The sequence below is a fragment of the Hyphomicrobiales bacterium genome (assembly GCA_017642935.1).
Lineage (GTDB): Bacteria > Pseudomonadota > Alphaproteobacteria > Rhizobiales > MH13 > MH13.
In genome coordinates, this window is record JAEPOK010000003.1 from 104,217 (window position 1) to 121,021 (window position 16,805).

The 16,805-nt window shown below is 59.8% G+C and carries 15 protein-coding genes; 2 read left to right on the plus strand and 13 right to left on the minus strand.

Going from position 1 to position 16,805, the window contains the following annotated elements:
- Nucleotides 1–28 precede the first annotated feature (28 nt).
- The 6 genes from JJ917_16775 to JJ917_16800 form a co-directional block, all read right to left on the minus strand.
- Nucleotides 29–1,396 (minus strand): insulinase family protein, encoded by a 1,368-nt coding sequence (locus tag JJ917_16775; protein ID MBO6700484.1) that lies wholly within the window; start codon nucleotides 1,394–1,396, stop codon nucleotides 29–31.
- Between the two features lie 295 nt (nucleotides 1,397–1,691).
- Nucleotides 1,692–2,342 carry a hypothetical protein gene (locus JJ917_16780; protein MBO6700485.1) on the minus strand — a complete coding sequence of 217 codons (651 nt, stop codon included), beginning with the start codon at nucleotides 2,340–2,342 and terminating at the stop codon, nucleotides 1,692–1,694.
- Nucleotides 2,343–2,425: 83 nt separating this feature from the next.
- Complete coding sequence (locus JJ917_16785; protein ID MBO6700486.1) at nucleotides 2,426–2,923, minus strand: signal peptidase II; 498 nt, start codon at nucleotides 2,921–2,923, stop codon at nucleotides 2,426–2,428.
- Nucleotides 2,924–2,931: 8 nt separating this feature from the next.
- On the minus strand, nucleotides 2,932–5,931 hold the full coding sequence (locus tag JJ917_16790) for an isoleucine--tRNA ligase (GenBank protein ID MBO6700487.1): 3,000 nt from the start codon (nucleotides 5,929–5,931) through the stop codon (nucleotides 2,932–2,934).
- Nucleotides 5,932–6,151: 220 nt separating this feature from the next.
- Nucleotides 6,152–7,075, minus strand: coding sequence for a bifunctional riboflavin kinase/FAD synthetase (locus JJ917_16795; GenBank protein ID MBO6700488.1), 924 nt, complete (start codon nucleotides 7,073–7,075; stop codon nucleotides 6,152–6,154).
- A 112-nt stretch (nucleotides 7,076–7,187) separates the two neighbouring features.
- Entirely contained in the window at nucleotides 7,188–7,631 is a 444-nt protein-coding gene (locus JJ917_16800) for a MaoC family dehydratase (protein MBO6700489.1), read from the minus strand.
- Between the two features lie 292 nt (nucleotides 7,632–7,923).
- On the opposite strand from JJ917_16800, the gene JJ917_16805 reads away from it, so the two are divergent.
- Together JJ917_16805 and JJ917_16810 are read left to right on the plus strand one after the other, a co-directional pair.
- Entirely contained in the window at nucleotides 7,924–8,307 is a 384-nt protein-coding gene (locus tag JJ917_16805) for a response regulator (GenBank protein MBO6700490.1), read from the plus strand.
- Between the two features lie 117 nt (nucleotides 8,308–8,424).
- Nucleotides 8,425–9,090 (plus strand): protein phosphatase CheZ, encoded by a 666-nt coding sequence (locus JJ917_16810; GenBank protein ID MBO6700491.1) that lies wholly within the window; start codon nucleotides 8,425–8,427, stop codon nucleotides 9,088–9,090.
- 76 nt (nucleotides 9,091–9,166) lie between these two features.
- Here the strand turns inward: JJ917_16810 and JJ917_16815 are convergent, their stop codons facing one another.
- The 7 genes from JJ917_16815 to JJ917_16845 form a co-directional block, all read right to left on the minus strand.
- Nucleotides 9,167–9,556 (minus strand): hypothetical protein, encoded by a 390-nt coding sequence (locus JJ917_16815; protein MBO6700492.1) that lies wholly within the window; start codon nucleotides 9,554–9,556, stop codon nucleotides 9,167–9,169.
- A gap of 12 nt (nucleotides 9,557–9,568) precedes the next feature.
- The gene (locus JJ917_16820; GenBank protein MBO6700493.1) at nucleotides 9,569–11,161 is read right to left on the minus strand and encodes a GMC family oxidoreductase; all 1,593 of its coding nucleotides are present in this window, start codon (nucleotides 11,159–11,161) and stop codon (nucleotides 9,569–9,571) included.
- 116 nt (nucleotides 11,162–11,277) lie between these two features.
- Nucleotides 11,278–12,132 carry a TIGR01459 family HAD-type hydrolase gene (locus JJ917_16825; GenBank protein ID MBO6700494.1) on the minus strand — a complete coding sequence of 285 codons (855 nt, stop codon included), beginning with the start codon at nucleotides 12,130–12,132 and terminating at the stop codon, nucleotides 11,278–11,280.
- A gap of 34 nt (nucleotides 12,133–12,166) precedes the next feature.
- Nucleotides 12,167–13,609 (minus strand): EAL domain-containing protein, encoded by a 1,443-nt coding sequence (locus JJ917_16830; protein ID MBO6700495.1) that lies wholly within the window; start codon nucleotides 13,607–13,609, stop codon nucleotides 12,167–12,169.
- 168 nt (nucleotides 13,610–13,777) lie between these two features.
- The gene (locus JJ917_16835; protein MBO6700496.1) at nucleotides 13,778–14,485 is read right to left on the minus strand and encodes an ABC transporter ATP-binding protein; all 708 of its coding nucleotides are present in this window, start codon (nucleotides 14,483–14,485) and stop codon (nucleotides 13,778–13,780) included.
- Nucleotides 14,485–15,732, minus strand: a complete 1,248-nt coding sequence (locus JJ917_16840) for an ABC transporter permease (GenBank protein MBO6700497.1) — start codon at nucleotides 15,730–15,732, stop codon at nucleotides 14,485–14,487. Before JJ917_16840 ends, JJ917_16835 begins: the two co-directional genes overlap by 1 nt.
- On the minus strand, nucleotides 15,732–16,730 hold the full coding sequence (locus JJ917_16845) for an efflux RND transporter periplasmic adaptor subunit (protein MBO6700498.1): 999 nt from the start codon (nucleotides 16,728–16,730) through the stop codon (nucleotides 15,732–15,734). The genes JJ917_16840 and JJ917_16845 overlap by 1 nt, the downstream gene beginning before the upstream one ends.
- Nucleotides 16,731–16,805: the final 75 nt, after the last annotated feature.

Sequence of the window (16,805 nt, forward strand, 5' to 3'; positions counted from 1 at the left end):
TGTCTTTATGGTGGGAAGGCGCGAGACGCTAGCCATCAGCGCCATATGCGGTTTCCGATGGAACCGTCGCCGGGCGTTGCAGGCCGACCACCGCGCGGTGCGGTTGGAGCACCAATCGCGCGGCGTCCATCACATCATCGACGGTGACAGCGCCGATGCGCGAGGGCCATGATTGAACATCAGCAAGGTTTTCGCCAACCGCAAGAGACGACCCAAAAATGCGCGCCAGCGCGGATTGACTGTCCTGCGCAAAAACCGTCTGGGCCACCAGATTGCGTTTGGCGCGCGCCAGTTCATCTTCGCTGATGCCCTCTTGGAGGAAACGCTCCAACTCGGCCATCAGATCGGCCTCAAGCGCTTCCAGCGACACACCCTCTGCCGGGTAGGCGAAGAGATAGAATGTGCCGTGATCAAGGGCAGAACCCTGATAGAATGAACCCACGGCCGCGGCGGAGCGCTGCTCAATGACGAAATGCTTGTAAAGGCGGCTGGTCGTGCCATCGCCCAGATAGTGGCTGAGAACGTCCAATGCCGGGGCTCGACGCTCATCATCATTGTGTGTGTAGGACGGTGCCAGATAGGCGATCTGAACGACCGGCTGGGCGATGCGTTCATCGCGCATATTGATCCGACGTTCAGCCACCGGCTCCGGTTCAAGCGGGCGGCGGCGCTCGGTGATCGCGCCTTCGCGTGCGGGAAGCACGCCGTAAAACTGTTCGGCCAACGGGCGCACCGTCGCCTCGTCCACGTCACCGGCGATCACCAGGATAGCGTTTTCCGGGGTGTAGTAACGGGCGTAGAAGTCGAGCGCCATTTCTCGCGAGAGGTCTTCCATCTCATGGCGCCAGCCGATGATCGGGTCGCCATAGGGATGGTTCTGAAAAAGCGTGGCAGAAAAACTCTCGCGCAGCAGCGCGGACGGGTCGTTGTCGACGCGTGAGGCCCGCTCTTCCAGGATGACATTGCGTTCGGATGCGACGACCTCCTCGGACAGAACGAGGTTCTTCATCCGGTCAGCTTCCATCTCCATCATCAGCGGCAGATGTTCGACGGCGATGCGCTGGAAGTAAGCGGTATAGTCGTAGGAGGTGAAGGCGTTCTCTGTGCCACCAAGACGCGAGATCGTCTGCGAATAGGTATCGTCAGGGAAGTTGACTGTGCCCTTGAACATCAAATGTTCCAGGAAATGGGCGATGCCGGACTGTCCTGGTGGCTCATCGGCGGCGCCGACCTTGTACCAGATCATGTTCGTAACGACGGGGGCACGACGATCTGGGATCACCACGACCTGCATCCCATTATCGAGCGTGAATTGGCTGGCGCCCGGCGCAAACGAGAAATCGCTTGATGCGGCTGTGCTGGGCGTGAGGCCATGGGGTGAGGAAATCATGGTCATGAGCAAGGCCCCTAAGAAAAGAATCGTAAAGCGCAGCCTGTCAGCACCTGCAGATGATAGCGATCGGCTCTGTGGTCGCTTTCGCGAACCTTGGACAGGCGCAGAGCCGGCCTTGTCTGACATCATCCAGACTGCTTCCTTCATCATACCCGGGCACCGAATGCAAACGATGGCCAGGTGAAAACACTTGAAGGCTGCACGTAGGGTTGGCCGCCGCGCGCGAAAAGGGACGCGCCTGTCACAGTTTGGTGAGGATTATGGACAGCGTGTAACGTTAGCGACTTGGAGTCAGCCGCTAAAACGGCCACCAGGTGAAGCCGCCTTGTTCAGCTTCGGCCAGCTCTTCAGCCTCAGCACCATAGGGTGCCTCAGGAGAGGGCGTGCGGGCGGCAACCGGCGGATCGGTCAGGAAGCGCCGGCCGCGGATGGCGGCGTCGGCTTCGCGAGCGGCATTGGCTTGCACCCGAGCCAACTCGATGTCTTCTTCCCGCTGAAGTTCATGCGGGAGCAAGGGCCGATCCAAGCCCGCATTGTTTTCCTGCTGCGGCTGTGAACTGCGCTGTGCAAGGGCCTGCGTCGCGGCAATATCTACACCGTCAACGCCCGGCGTGTAGACCAGGGTTTGATCCTCGCTCTGCAACACTTGCGCCATGCGTTCCCTTGAACCGGTCGGCCAATTGGGGTCGGCCGCAACTGCGGTTTGCGTTTGCGGGGCTGGCAAACGATCCGTGGAGGGCGGTGCCACCAGCGGTGCACGTGCGGAGTACTCGATCGGTTCTTCTTCCGGCGCCAGACTAACGACACCAGCAACGTCGCCAAGAATGCTTTGCTCCAAGCCCGGTTCATTTTCGTCGAAGGAACCATAGCTGGCGCACCCGGCGAGCAGGACGCCAGCGATCATCACCGTGCCGAATCGTGCGGCGGAATCAAAGGAAAACAAACGCATCACAAACCTTTTTCGTCTCGCGCTGAGCCTGGCGTTAAACCCCAAATGGGGCAAGAGCATGCCAGACCAAGTTGCGCGGATCGCTATGGAGCTTCGCCGGTTACTTTCTGGTTCCGCCCCACCAGAAACGCGTCATACAGGAGAAGCGCAACCCCGGCAACGACCCACACATCGGCGAGGTTAAAGACATACCAGTAGAACCCGAACGCGTGCAGCGAGGCAAAATCAACCACCGCGCCGTAGAGGACGCGATCGATGGTGTTGCCGATCGCACCGCCAATCAGAAGGCCCAGCGCCACAGCGGTGAGGCGATCCGTATTGCGGACCAGCCAGACAATTAGCGCCAGCGTGATGACGGTTTTCACGCCCACCAGAAGCCAGACTTGCGCCTGGCTGCCAGCTGCGAAGAGGCCATAGGAGATGCCGCGATTCCAGACCAAAACGAGGTCGAAGAAGGGCGTGAGAAAAACACGGCCCTTGGCGCCGAGATCAAAGCCAAACAGCAGCCAGGTTTTCACCAACTGATCGACAATCAAGGCAACTACAGCGATGATCGAGCCAAAGAAAAAAGGTCGGGTCATCCGCTCGGCTAGGCCGCCTTTTGGATGCCCAGCTCGCGCAGGGCATCGGCGTCACGCAGGGTGACGTCAGGAAAATCGGGATCGGTGCCGACCTCGGGCAGAATTTTCCACGAGCGCGCGCACTTGCGGCCCTCGGCCTTTCCTGGAACCACACCAACGCCATGGACATCATCAAGATGAAACGCCCCGTCCGGCGCTGCCCCACGATGGATGCTGGCCTGACTGGCGATGGCGACCTCGGCCCAATCGACGTCTTTGACGGCGTCGAAAAGATCGGTGTCGGCGATGTGGATCGCAGGGGCAGCCTCAAGCGAAGAGCCGATACGCTTTTCCCGCCGTTCGATCTCCAACGCGCCGGTGACGACGCGTCGCACCTGGCGGATCGTCTTCCAGCGCGCCGCAAGGCCTTCATCGCGCCAGTCGGCGGGCACCTCTGGAAACTGTTGCAGATGCACAGAGGCGGCTGCTTCGCCATGCCGATTCTGCCAGACCTCTTCCATCGTGAATGGAAGCAGCGGAGCGAGCCATTTGGCGAGCGCATTAAGCGTGACGTCGAGCACGGTCAGGCAAGCGCGGCGGCGCGGGCTGGAGGGTGCATCGCAATAGAGCGCGTCCTTTCGGATGTCGAAGTAGAACGCCGACAAATCGATCGTCGCGAAAGCGAAGAGTGTCTGAAACACCTTCTGGAAGTCAAAACGATCATAGGCCTCGCGCACCGTCGCATCCAGCGTCGTCAGCCGGTGCAGCATGTAGCGCTCCAACTCCGGCATCTCATAGGCCGGCATGTAATCGCGGTCGCGGTCGTAATGTGCCACCGAGCCAAGCGCCCAGCGCAGTGTGTTGCGCAGCTTGCGGTAGCTATCGACGACGGTTTTGATGATTTCCGGGCCGATGCGCTGATCTTCAACGAAATCAACGCTGGCAACCCAGCCGCGCAAAATGTCGGCGCCGTACTGCTTGATGATGTCCTGTGGGAACATCTGATTGTTCAGTGATTTCGACATTTTGCGGCCGTCCTCGGCCATAGTGAAGCCGTGGGTGAGCACATCATCATAGGGCGCGCGCCCGCGCGTGCCGCAGCTTTCCAACAGCGAAGAATGGAACCAGCCACGATGCTGGTCGGACCCCTCCAGATACATCACTCGGTCTTTGCCGCCATCGACCTCGCGATGGGTCTTCAGATCATCGCGTTTGTCGAGCACATAGGCGTGGGTCGAGCCTGAATCGAACCAGACATCAAGAATGTCGGTCACCTGATCGTAGTCGTCAGCGTTGTAGGCGTTGCCAAGGAACCGAGTTTTGGCATCGTCGGCAAACCAGGCATCCGCGCCTTCGGCATGGAATGCCTCGACAACACGTTGGTTGACGTCTGGATCGCGCAGAACCTCACCGGTTTCCTTGTGGGTGAACACGGTGATCGGAACGCCCCAGGCGCGCTGGCGCGAAAGCACCCAGTCGGGCCGCCCCTCGATCATACCGCGCAGACGGTTCTGGCCTTGCGGTGGATAGAAGGTGGTGGCGTCGATGGCGTTGAGGGCACGCTTACGCAGCGTGTCGCCCTGCTTGCCTTCGATGAACTCGTCCATCGAGACAAACCATTGCGGCGTGTTGCGGAAGATAACCGGCTTTTTTGAGCGCCAGGAATGCGGATAGGTGTGCTTCAGGCGGCCGCGCGCGAACAGTTTGTCGTGCTCAATGAGCGCCGAAATGACACGCTTGTTGGCATCGCCCTTCTTGCCTTTGTCGTCGATCACGCGTGCAGCGCCGCCTTCGGCATCGGGACCAAACCCCGGCGCGTCCTTGGTGTAGAAACCGGCATCATCGACAGGAAAGGGAATGTCGGTGTCGATGCCGCGCGCTTTCAGGGCCTGGCTGTGGTCCATCCAGGCTTCGAAATCCTCTCGGCCATGGCTTGGCGCGGTGTGGACGAAGCCCGTACCGGCGTCATCGGTGACGTGATCGCCGTCGATGAGGGGCACATCGAAGGTATAGCCGAGCGCATGCAGCGGATGGCTGAGCGCCAGCCCCGCCAACTCGTCTGTTTCAACGGCGCGCAGCTGCTTGGCCTCTACCTTGGCCTGCGAGGTGACCTCCTCGACCAAGGCCGAAGCGACAACGAACTTTTCACCGGCCTGAGGGCCAAAGTCGTTTTCTGCGGCGGTGATCTCATAAAGACCGTAGGCGATGCGCGAGGAATAAGAGACAGCGCGGTTGCCCGGAATGGTCCAGGGCGTGGTCGTCCAGATCAGAATGAACGCGTCTTCCAGATCAGGATAGAAGGTGAACCCGGCGCCACGGTTGGCGGTGTCGGCGTCCGGCTCTGCGGAAGCCTTGGGCCGCTTTACCGGGAACTTCACCCAGATCGTGTCGGACTCATAGTCCTGATATTCAACCTCGGCCTCAGCCAGGGCCGTGCGTTCGACCACTGACCACATAACCGGCTTCGAGCCGCGATAGAGCTGACCATCCATGGCGAACTTCATCAGTTCCTCAGCGATGGTCGCCTCGGCATCGAAACTCATGGTGGTGTAATAGTTCTCAAAATCACCTTCGACACCCAAGCGGCGGAACTCTTCAGCCTGGACGCCGATCCATTCGTCGGCAAAGGCGCGGCACATGGCGCGCAGGCTGACCGTGTCGAGATCGTCTTTCTTCTTGCCTTTTTTGCGCAGCTCTTCCTCAACCTTCCATTCGATCGGAAGGCCATGGCAGTCCCAGCCAGGCACATAGTTGGAGTCGTAACCGGCCATCTGCTTGGAGCGGGTGACCATGTCTTTGAGCGTCTTGTTGAGCGCGTGGCCAATGTGCAGATGGCCATTCGCGTAAGGGGGGCCGTCGTGCAGGATGTAGCGCGGGCGGCCAGCCGAGGCCTCGCGCAGCTTCTTATAGAGGTTCTGTTCGTCCCAGCCTTTCAGGATTTCCGGCTCTTTTTTTGGCAGGCCAGCGCGCATGGGAAAATCGGTTTTCGGCAGAAATAGCGTCTGCGAATAATCGAACGGTTCGGTCATGATCTCACATCATCAGGGCATGTGGGGGAGCGCCGCCACAGATCTCGGCTGCTCGGCGCTAGGGTCAAAGCAAACAAACCCGGCACTGCGCGCTGACGTCAGCGGGCAGCCGGGCCGATAATTCGTATCGCAGGCTGGAAAACCGATTTGCAAACCATGCTCGGCTCTTATCAAGGCGCGATGAGGAAATAAAGGCTCACTTGCCGTGCTTGCCGACGGTTCAGGCTGGCACGGCGGTGGCATGCACCAAACCGAGGGCTTGATCGAGTGGCGATAGCGGCTGGGCGGTGGCGAGCGCAGCGCGAGCCTCGGCGCTGTCTTCGTCCATTTGAGCAATTAGCGGTTCGATGCCGTCGAACTTTTTCTCTGGGCGTAGATAGGCATGGAAGGCCACCTCAACGTGTTGCCCGTAAAGGTCGTCGGAGAAATCAAACAAATGGACCTCAAGCAAAGGCGGCTTGTCGCCGAATGTCGGCCGGCGGCCATAGCTGGCCACCGACGAGTACACTTGGTCATCAACCTTGATAGTCGTTGCGTAGATGCCATGGGCGAGCGAACTGCGGCTATCGAGCACGATGTTGGCAGTCGGGTAGCCAAGCTCGCGCCCGCGTTTCTCGCCATGCTCAACGGTGCCGATGACGAAATAGCGGTGTCCCAGGATCGCGTTGGCCTCAGCCAGATGTCCTCTGGAAAGCAGACCACGAATGCGCGTTGAGGAAACCGTTTGCCCACCCTCATCGGTGAAGGCATCAACTTCTACGACGCGAAACCCGCCATGGGCGCGCAGTGTGTCCGCGCTGCCCGCCCTTCCCTGCCCGAAGCGAAAATCATGACCGACGACAACGCAATCGGCCTGCATGCGCGCGACGATGTTGTCGGCAATGAAAGCCTCCGGCGTTTGGCTTGAGAGGGCATTGTCGAAGGTCATCGTGTAGATGCCGGCCAAGCCAAGTGCCTCGGCCAGTCGTGCTTCGACGGCCGGGCTAGCAAGCGCGCTGTGGGTGCCGGTGGGCGAGAAAAACGCGCGAGGATGTGGATCGAAGGTGAGAAGCCAAACCTCACCGTCGCGCGCCTCCGCCACTTCAAGCGCGGCCTGCGCCACCGCCTGATGACCACGATGAAACCCATCGAAATTGCCGATCATCACCACGCGTGGCGTCGTAGGGTCAGGTGGCAGGTCAGGTTGGCGAACGGTGAGCACAGCTGGGCCTTATCTATCTTCAGCCTGCCCGCTTTAGCGATGGGCGGTTACAGGATCAAGCAAGCTTGAGTTGCTCGCGCGTCGGCACCATCACCAGCGCCTCGCCTTCCAGAACCACTTTCTCGCCGACTTTGCAGACGCAGGAGAGGCGAGCCCTGTTCTTTTCTGGGATCAACTCGACCACCTCGACGATGACATCCACGACGTCGTCGATGTGGACCGGGGCCATGAACCTCAACGTCTGTGAGAGATAGACCGCGCCGGGTCCTGGCAGCCTCGTGCCCAACACCGCCGATATCAGGCTTGCGGTGTAAAGCCCGTGGGCGATGCGCGACTTGAACGGGGTGCGCGCGGCAAAATGCTCCGACAGGTGGATCGGATTGCGATCACCGGAGATCTCAGCAAAGCCCACAACGTCGGAGGCCGATACGGTGCGTCGATAGGTTTCCGACTGTCCAAGAAACAAGTCTTCAAAGGCATGGCCCTGGAGTTCCAAGATGGCTGCGTTCACGTCGTGTCGGCTCCTCGAACCTTTGGTTGCAGTGCACCATTCCTTTTAAAACCCTGTTCCATGCCTTTGCTATGCCGCGAACGGCGCACGCCCTTTGGCCAAGCTATGTCAGGTCAACCGTGGGTTGCGGGCAATTTTTGCCGCCATTAACGAACGATTCAAAGGCGGTGTGTAAGTTGTTTCCCGGGTTTGGGGTTGCTCATCGCTCGATGGGTCCTGCCTCGTAAGAAATTTTGGGACGCGTGTGGCGCAATCGCGCCGCTGTAGTGGAGTAGTGAGTATGCCTGTAGATACGTCCATCCCGGTGCTTGTCGTCGACGATTACAAGACCATGGTGCGGATCATCCGTAACCTTCTCAAACAGCTTGGCTTTTCAGACATCGACGATGCCAAGGACGGTGAAGAAGCACTGGAAAAGATGAAGGTGCGCAAGTACGGCCTGGTGATCTCTGATTGGAATATGGAGCCCATGACCGGCTATGAGCTGCTCAAATCGGTTCGCTCCAACGAGTCGCTACAACGTACACCCTTCATCATGGTGACGGCGGAATCGAAGACCGAGAACGTTGTCGCGGCCAAAAAGGCCGGTGTGAACAACTACATCGTGAAACCGTTCAACGCGGCCACGCTGAAATCCAAAATCGACGCCGTCTTCGGCGACTAAAGCAGACGCTTCGCGCCTGGCTTAAGAGCATGACAAAGGCGGCCTTTGAAGAGGGGCCGCTTTTTTCGTGACGGCAGAACTGTGCGCTGACTGCAATAAACAAAAGGGGGATGCTCAATGGCTAAGAATGAGGCTCTGGACATCAGTTCCATCGTCGAAAAACAAGCCGAAGCTCTGGTCGCCTGTGTCAACAATGGCCCAGGTCAAAAGAAGCTGGATATGGTGCGCGCGCTTGATGTGGCGCGGGTCATGACGGATTCGCTGGAAGGCACGCTGCGCTCGTTGGAACACGGCTTTGCCGATGCCGTACGCGAAGCGGCAGAAGACATTCACGATCTGCGCAACGAGCTTTCTTCGCTGGGCGTTGACAAGCTGCGCGCCGACCATCTGCCCGAGGCCGGCAAAGAACTGGACGCCGTGGTCGAAGAGACCGAAAAGGCCACCAACCGCATTATGGAATCTGCTGAGTCCATCATGGCGGCTGACCGCTCCGATCCTGAAGCGTTTCAGGAGATGGTCGACACGCAGATGATCGACATATTTGAAGCGTGCACGTTTCAGGACATAACCGGTCAGCGCATCGGCAAGGTTGTGGAAACGCTGCAACGGCTTGAAGGCCGCTTTGACCGCTTGCTTGAATCGCTGCCGAAGAGCGATGGCGAGGCCTTCTCGACGGACGAGGAGAAGGCACGCGAGAGGCGCAAGGAAGAGCAGATTCTCAATGGTCCGCAGCGCGATGGCCCGCAGGTCGACCAGGACGCGATTGACGCCTTGTTCGGCTAAGACGACTTCACACAAAACCAAAAAACCCCGGTGCCATCGCACCGGGGTTTTTTGTTTGTCGTTTCCAAGTAAAGACCTAGGCGGCGACCAGGCTGGCGCAGAGCAGCATCTCGGTGCGGCTGACCATCACAGAATCAACGATCTCAAAATCACCGTCGGCAAAATCCTGCGCGCATTGTGCACCCACCAGGTCACTGCGTGTTTGCTCGCAGGTGGTCAGGCTCGCCTCAACGAGGTTGGGTTTCAAAGCGACCTGCGCCTCCAGAAAAGCGCTATCGGCATAGGCTGACGTGTGTCGAACCACAGCCTGGCCGAACTCGCGCAGTACGTCCTGATCGGCATGCGCGAAGAAAGCCGGAACATTGCGTGGCACCGAACGGCAGGCGATGCGCGCGCCGACATAGCCGGCAGCCGGCGTCGCGACCAAGGCACCGGCAAGAACCAGCATAGAGCGTCGTGTAATCATCGTGCGTCCTCCTCAAGCCATCGGTGTTTGCGCGATGTGATCGGCAAGGCGAACGGCCAGCGCTGTGATCGTCAGCGTTGGGTTGGCTGTGCCGACGGTAGTGAAAACCGAGCTGCCAGCCACGTAGAGATTGGCCACCGAATGCAGGCGGCAATCGGCATCAACCACGCCCTGTTGCGGGTCATCATGCATGCGCGTCGTGCCCATGTGATGGTAGCCGGTGAACACGTTGCTGAGATCCTCAGGATCCACCACGCCAAGCTGGAGTCGGCCGATGCCGGATTGGCCCAAGGCCTGGCCGATGATCTCATGCGAGCGTCGTAGGCTCTCCATGTCGCCGCGCGAGACGCGCCAATCCAGCGTCACCTTGTTGAGGCTAAGCGCATCGACATCATCGTTGAGCATGACGCGACTGTTGCGATCGGGCGCCTGCTCGGCATCCTGACGTAGCGCGATGTGGTCGATCTCACCGCCATCGCTCAAGCGGCGCTGAATATTGCGGCTGACACCGGTGATGATCGATCCCGGCGCTTCGAGCACATTGCAAGTGCGCTCAGCGAAGCGATCAGGCATCTCACCGCGCGCAAACGTCTTCGCCAGAGCCGAGAAAGACAGCCATGCGTGATCGCGAAAATCATCGTTGAAGGCTTCATCCTTCCAGACGACCCGCATGAAGGCAGTGTTGTTGAGAAGGTCTTCGGCGCGCATGCGCTCTTCGGCGACCTTCAACCCCATCTCCAAAACCGTCGTATCGGTCGCTTGGTCGTAATAGGAAAGATCGCGACGCGTATCTGCTAGGAATATGCGGCTCGTCTCGACATTCAGGTGGTCCATGAAGTACCGGCCCACCAGATCGTTCTCGTTGCCGAGACCAGCTGGTCGCTGATTGCGGGCATTGAGCAAGATGCGGGCGTTTTCGATGCCGCCACAGGCAAGCACAAATTGGTTGGCCGTGACGCGATGGCTGTGGCCCTCAAGCGTTTTTACCTCAATATGGTCAACGGCGGTGCCAGACTCATTGAGCACGATGTCGCTGATATTGGCGTGGAGCACGCATCGCACATGCACGGCCTGGTCGATTGGTTCGCGATAGCGCTCGGCGAACCGGGTGGGTGGGCTGTGCTGGTAGACCGCCGGGCCAACCATATCATCGGGCAGGGCCAGCGGCGTGCCCGATAGGATGGTTGACCAGTCCGCCACGTCGTAGCGGTAATCGCCGAGTTCCAGATAGGGTTGTGCGCGAGCATAAAAGGGATCGAGATCACTGCGCGTGATCGGCCAAGCGACGTTGCCGTTGGCGGGGCGCGCTTCAAAATCGATCGGATCAAGAGGTGCGCAAAGGCCTGTCCATTGACCAGTCGTTCCACCAAACTCGCGCAGGCGCGAATAGGTTAGATCGGTGTTCTGATGCCCGGCAACCGCGCCTTCGTACAGTGCCTGCGTGTCGTTTTCGTAGCGAAAACCGCCGCTTTCCAGAAGCAGGACGTCGATGCCCTTGGCTTCCAATTCCAGCGCCATCGTGATGCCAGCTGCGCCCGCGCCAACAATGCACACCGGCGCGTTGAGGTCAGCATCGCCCTCAAGCGTTCTTAAATCCATAAACATGGAAAATGTATCCCGAGATCGTGGTGTCGCCCACGAACTGAACATCGCACAAACGCTCTACGGTTTGCGCAAATTCACCGGTTAATCTTAATTCAAAGGCGCAAGATCCGGCCGCGTCACCAGGACAAGCGGGCCATCCAGGCTTTGGCTGGATAGGGCGCATCGTCGAGAAAGGCCGCGACTTTTTTGCCGTTTGGCGCAGTGCTAGGGCCGAATTCGCCAGCGTGGATGCCGCCGGTGAAGAACAAACAGTCGAAGCCCTGCTCGCTTGCACCGCGCAAATCGGTGCGTACGGAATCCCCGAGGCCAAGCACGTTCGCGCGATCGGGGTTGCCGGCCATCGCCAGCGCAGCCTCATAAATCGGCGCGTATGGCTTGCCTAGAATGATCGTCTCGCCACCCAGCTCCTCGTAAAGATCGGCCAGCGCACCGGCGCAATAGATCAGCTTGTCGCCCATCTCGACGACCTTATCAGGGTTGGCGCAGATCATCGGCAATTTGCGGGCCGCCAGCGCCTGCAACCGTTCGCGATAATCCTCGGGGCATTCGGTCTGATCATCGATCGGGCCGGAACAGAGGCATACCTCGGCGTCGTCATCGCCGGTGAAAGTGACCGGCAGACCATCGACCAGCGGCTTGTCCTTGTCCGGGCCGATATGGGTGACCTTGGCGTCCTTGTAGGTGGTGGCCAACAGATTACGGGTCACATCGCCGGAGGTGACAATGTCGTCATAGGCGTCGGCGCGCATGCCCAGGCGTTTCAGTTGCGCGCGCACCGGGGTGTTGGGACGCGGCGCATTGGAGACCAGGATCACTTTCAAGCCGGACCGGCGCGCCTGAAAAAGCGCATCGACTGCACTCGGCCAAGCCGCAACGCCATTATGAATGACACCCCAAATGTCACAGAGCAGCACCTCATAGTCGGGCGCGAGCTGTGACAGGCCTTTGAGCGGCAAGGAGGAATGCGTCATCGAAATCTTTCCGGCGTTTGATAGTGATTGCCGCTTAGGCCGAGCGGCTCAGTGCGCGCGCCGAACGCTGTGGTTGCGGCGGCATGTCCTGTGAGGGATCGGGCTCGTCGTGCGTACCGTCGTCCTCGGTTGCATCGCTTTGGTCAAGCAGTGGATGGGGTTCCACGTCGACCGCACGTGGACGCGCGAACAGATTGCCCTGGCCGTATTTCAGTTTGAAGTCGAGTAGCTCGACCATTTGGGATTCGCTTTCAACCTGATCGACGATGAGATCCATGCCATTGCGCGCGGCCAAATCTGACAAATCTTCAGGGTGGATATCGCTTTTCGTATCCGCGTCCGAGCCGAGGAACAGGCCAACGGGCGCCTTGGCATAGCGGAAGCCGTACCGCGACAGCTCGAACAGATCGGAGCGCGCATCGGCGAGCTGCGTAACGCTCATGCGGAAGCCGAGATCAGCCAGCGTATGGAGCAGGTCGAAGTCGATCGGGCTGAAGGCGCGAACATCTTTTTGGGTGATTTCAATGACCAGGCGTCCCGCCAAATCCTTGTTGTTGGTCAGAACCTGGACCAGCCAATCGGCAAAGCGCGATTGCATGATCGACGCGCCCGACAGGGGCACAAAGACGATGGCTGCCGATTCCCGGGCGGCAAATTTGTGCGCCAAGGCCAAAGCGCGTGCCACGACCGCTTTGTCGTAATCGACGCTCGCGCCGGCCGCTTCGATGGCGGGCACGGCATGGCGCGCATCTAAGGTTCCTGCCCCGTCCAGTTTCAGGTTGAACAGGGTCGCATAGGCACGGGCGCGGCGCTGCGGCAGCGTCACAACGGACTGCAGTGCAGCCTCGATGCGCTCATTTTCAACGGCCGATGCGACGCGCTTCAGCAGGGCCTCGTTGCGTTCTTCCTCCAAGGCTTCGGCGCGCTTCTGCGCTTCGGCATCCGGCTCAGGTTGCTTTTTCGTTTCGGGTTTTTCCGCGACCGGTTCTGGCGTTGCTTCTACGTCGTCCGGCTTGGTTGGTTTGGCAGGAGAGGCAGCCTTGCGGGTGCCACGCTTGGCCATACCTTTGACTTGTTCCTCCAGCGTCACCATCCGGTGATCGGTATCGGAGACGGCCTCGGTAACCTGCGCAAGCAAGGCTCCGATGGCCTGCAAATCCTGATGAACCGGGGCGACGCCTGCATCGACGGCTTGCTGGGCATCGGTTTCCAGCGAGGCAAGCCGCGAGCGGATCATATCGATTTCGTTGAAGGCGTCCTGCAGCGCGTGATCGTTCATTTCCAGCTGGCGCTGGAATGTCTTGCGCTCAGCGCCGCGCGATATCGCCTGGTCAACAGCAGCAAGCGCGAAGAACAAGATCGCGCCGAACATCCCCGCCAGTTCCAACGGCAGGGCCGTCAGCCGATGCAGCATGGCCGTCGTGCTGATGGCTATGACCGCAATGGCAACATAGATCAGGGCAACACTGGGCCGCATGCAGACTTCACCCGATGATCACGACGCTTGGCCGGGCGCGCGAATCACGTCCCAGCCTCCTCACCGCCTGACTATGCCCTAATTCGCCTTCAATGAAGAAGCCAAGCGCGTGCACTCGCCCACAGGTTTACGGGCAGGCTGAATGGTTGGCGGTTGGGTTATGGTTGCCTAGACGGCTGCATTGGCCGCGCCATCGCTTTCCAATGCGCCATCGACGAGATGAATGCGGCGATCCATCTGGGTAGCTAGATCAAGATCATGGGTCACCGCCAGGATCGTGCGGCCGGAGACATCGACAAGATCACGCAAAATCCCAAAGACTTGGTCGGTGGCCTTGGAATCCAATGACCCTGTCGGCTCATCGGCGAGGATCAAGGCCGGATCATTGGCAAGCGCTCGGGCCACCGCAACGCGTTGCCTTTGGCCGCCAGACAGCTGATCAGGGCGCTTATCGATATGACCTTCCAGGCCAAGCGAGGCCAAAAGATCACCGGCCCGCTCGGTTTGCGCTCTGCCGGACAGCCTGCTCAGGCGGCGCATCGGCAGCATAACGTTTTCGCGGGCGGTGAATTCCGGCAACAGGAAGTGAAATTGAAAGATGAAACCAAGCTCGGAAAGCCGGATGCGGGCGCGCTCATCGGTCGGCATTTCGTGTGTTGGCTGGCCCTTCACCAGCACATCGCCGGATGTCGGCAGATCGAGTAGGCCAAGCAAATAGAGCAGCGAGGATTTACCCGATCCCGATGGACCGGTGATCGCAACGAACTCGCCCTCGCCGACCGAGAGCGAGACATTGTCGACCAACGTCACTTTGACTGTCTCATCAAGAATGCGGGTCGCATTGACCGCTTCGAGCAGATGCGTGTCACTGGCCATCATGTGGCCCCGCGAATGATATCCACCGGGTTGAGGCTGGAGGCTTTGCTGGCCGGCATATAGGCGGCAAAGACGGCCGAGCCGAGCGCGATGCCAATTGCGATCGAGTAATGCACGACCGAGAACGTCATACGGATCTTGATCGGGTCGTCGCTTTCCGGGTTCACGAACTCGATCTGCCCCAGCGCGACCGTGAGCAAAGCGCCGAGGATCGCGCCGAGCACTGATCCACCGATCCCCATCGCCAACCCCTCCATGACGAACAGGCGCCGCATATCTTTCTCATAGAAGCCGAGCGACTTCATGATGGCGATATCGCGGGTCTTCTCGTGGGTGATCGTGGAGATGATGTTGTAGATGCCAAAGCCCGCCACCAGCAGGATCGCGGCGACAACGGTGTACATGATGACATCGCGAACGATGAAGCTTTCCAGGATCGCTTGGTTGGCCTCTTGCCAGGACACGGATTTGTAGCCGAACTGGCCTTCGATCCAGCTGGCGACCGTGGGGGCGCTGTTGGGATCATTGAGCGAAATGCGGATATCGTTGACGGCGTTGGGCCGGCCAGAAAACACCTGGGCGGTCGACAGGTGCAGATAGCCGGTGGAGCTATCGACCGAATTGTTACCGGAATTGAAGATCCCGACCAACCGGTAGCGATGCACATCGCCGGCCGGCGACACCATGGTGATGGGATCGCCGATTTCGGCGTTGATAGAGCGCACCAGATCATCGCCCAAGACAACCGCGTCGGCGCGGCTGTTGAGGTCTGTCAGCAGCCCCTCTTTCATGTCATCGCCGATCTGGGAAACCCTGATCTCATGTTCGGGCACCACACCGGACAATGAGACGCCGGTGTCCCGCCCCGCGTAACGGATCACGCCTTGCACGCGCAGGGCCGCGGAGACGTTGCCCTCGACGACGGCGCGGATGGCGCTGGTAACCGCAACGGGATTGCGAATGCCTCGCGGATCATCGCGTGGCGCAAGGCTTTCGATTTGCGCGTCATCAAAGATGTCTTGCGCCGGCTGGCGCTGGGCTTCACGGCGCTCGTCGGAAATCTGGACGTTTGGAATGGCGTTGATCAGCTGATCGACAAAGTCCTCCTGGCTACCTTGAAGGAGTGCGGCCATGGCGATGGAAAACCCGACGCCTAGCGACACGCCGAGAATAGCGACCAGAGTCTGACGGCCGCGCGCAAAAACATGCGTGACGGCCAAATCAAAGAGAAGCAGCCAACCGCCCATCAGGACCCCGTGGCTCGAATCCGCGCCCCATTGACCAGGCCGTCGGGAACCGGGCTGACCAACGCGGTGCCCTCCTCGAGGCCGCCGGTCACTTCCACGGTCGTGATACCGCGCAAGCCGGTCTCCACCGGGATTTCGCGAGCCGTACCGCCATCAACAACAAAGACGGTGTTGCCACCGGAAAAGGCGGTCGTCGGCGCGAGCAACCGATCCTCGCGATTTTCGATCACCAGGTTCACATCGACGCTCATGCCGATGAAGAGCGGCGTGTCTTCCGGCAGGGCAAGACGAACGCGGTAGGTTTTGAGGACGCTGTCGCCTTTGGGCGTAATACTGGCGAGGGTCGCCTCTAACACTTGATCGGGAAAGGCGTCCGCACGCAGAAGCGCACGCTGTCCAACTTCGATGAGCGGGATGTCTTCCTCATTGATCTCGGCGGTGATTTCCAAGGGACGCGGCTGACCCACAGTGAACAGCACATCGCCCGCCTGGGCCACTTCGCCGACATCCGCGTCGAGCCGCAGGATCTGTCCATCAATCGGGGCGGTGATGCGATAGCGGCTGAGCACCTCGCGCTGAGCCGCTAGCCCGGCTTCGGCACTCGCCAATTCGCTGGCGGCTCGGTCAAAAGCTTCGCGTGAGCCAACACCGCGGTCCAGCAGGTTGGTGGCGCGTTCCACTTGTTGATTGAAAAGGCCAATGCGCGCTTCAAGCTCGCGCACGCGCGCGACCGTTTCGCTGTCGTCGAGTTCGACAATGAGATCGCCAGCCTCAACCGATTGGCCTTCGCAGTTGCAATGGCCGGTTATCCGCTGGGCAACGATGGAGGTGACGTCGGCACTGACCGCTGCCTCAACCACGCCGGAGGCGTAAACGATATGGGCAATGTCACCACGCGTGACGGTCGCCACCTCAACCGGTGTCGGCCGATTGGCGAAGAGGAAATAGCCGCCGCCAGCGGCGACGAGCAAGACAAGGATTATGATCAGTTTACGCATGGTTCGATTCTAACACGCAGCCTCGGCACGGCTATACTTGCCCGCAGCGTTGGGTCGTTGACGCCCATCAACGTA

Bases quoted from the DNA above. Each gene is read 5' to 3' on its own strand.
- JJ917_16775 (MBO6700484.1), bottom strand. From the start codon at position 1,396: ATGACCATGATTTCCTCACCCCATGGCCTCACGCCCAGCACAGCCGCA.
- JJ917_16780 (MBO6700485.1), bottom strand. From the start codon at position 2,342: ATGCGTTTGTTTTCCTTTGATTCCGCCGCACGATTCGGCACGGTGATG.
- JJ917_16785 (MBO6700486.1), bottom strand. From the start codon at position 2,923: ATGACCCGACCTTTTTTCTTTGGCTCGATCATCGCTGTAGTTGCCTTG.
- JJ917_16790 (MBO6700487.1), bottom strand. From the start codon at position 5,931: ATGACCGAACCGTTCGATTATTCGCAGACGCTATTTCTGCCGAAAACC.
- JJ917_16795 (MBO6700488.1), bottom strand. From the start codon at position 7,075: ATGATCGGCAATTTCGATGGGTTTCATCGTGGTCATCAGGCGGTGGCG.
- JJ917_16805 (MBO6700490.1), top strand. From the start codon at position 7,924: ATGCCTGTAGATACGTCCATCCCGGTGCTTGTCGTCGACGATTACAAG.
- JJ917_16810 (MBO6700491.1), top strand. From the start codon at position 8,425: ATGGCTAAGAATGAGGCTCTGGACATCAGTTCCATCGTCGAAAAACAA.
- JJ917_16815 (MBO6700492.1), bottom strand. From the start codon at position 9,556: ATGATTACACGACGCTCTATGCTGGTTCTTGCCGGTGCCTTGGTCGCG.
- JJ917_16820 (MBO6700493.1), bottom strand. From the start codon at position 11,161: ATGTTTATGGATTTAAGAACGCTTGAGGGCGATGCTGACCTCAACGCG.
- JJ917_16825 (MBO6700494.1), bottom strand. From the start codon at position 12,132: ATGACGCATTCCTCCTTGCCGCTCAAAGGCCTGTCACAGCTCGCGCCC.
- JJ917_16830 (MBO6700495.1), bottom strand. From the start codon at position 13,609: ATGCGGCCCAGTGTTGCCCTGATCTATGTTGCCATTGCGGTCATAGCC.
- JJ917_16835 (MBO6700496.1), bottom strand. From the start codon at position 14,485: ATGGCCAGTGACACGCATCTGCTCGAAGCGGTCAATGCGACCCGCATT.
- JJ917_16840 (MBO6700497.1), bottom strand. From the start codon at position 15,732: ATGGGCGGTTGGCTGCTTCTCTTTGATTTGGCCGTCACGCATGTTTTT.
- JJ917_16845 (MBO6700498.1), bottom strand. From the start codon at position 16,730: ATGCGTAAACTGATCATAATCCTTGTCTTGCTCGTCGCCGCTGGCGGC.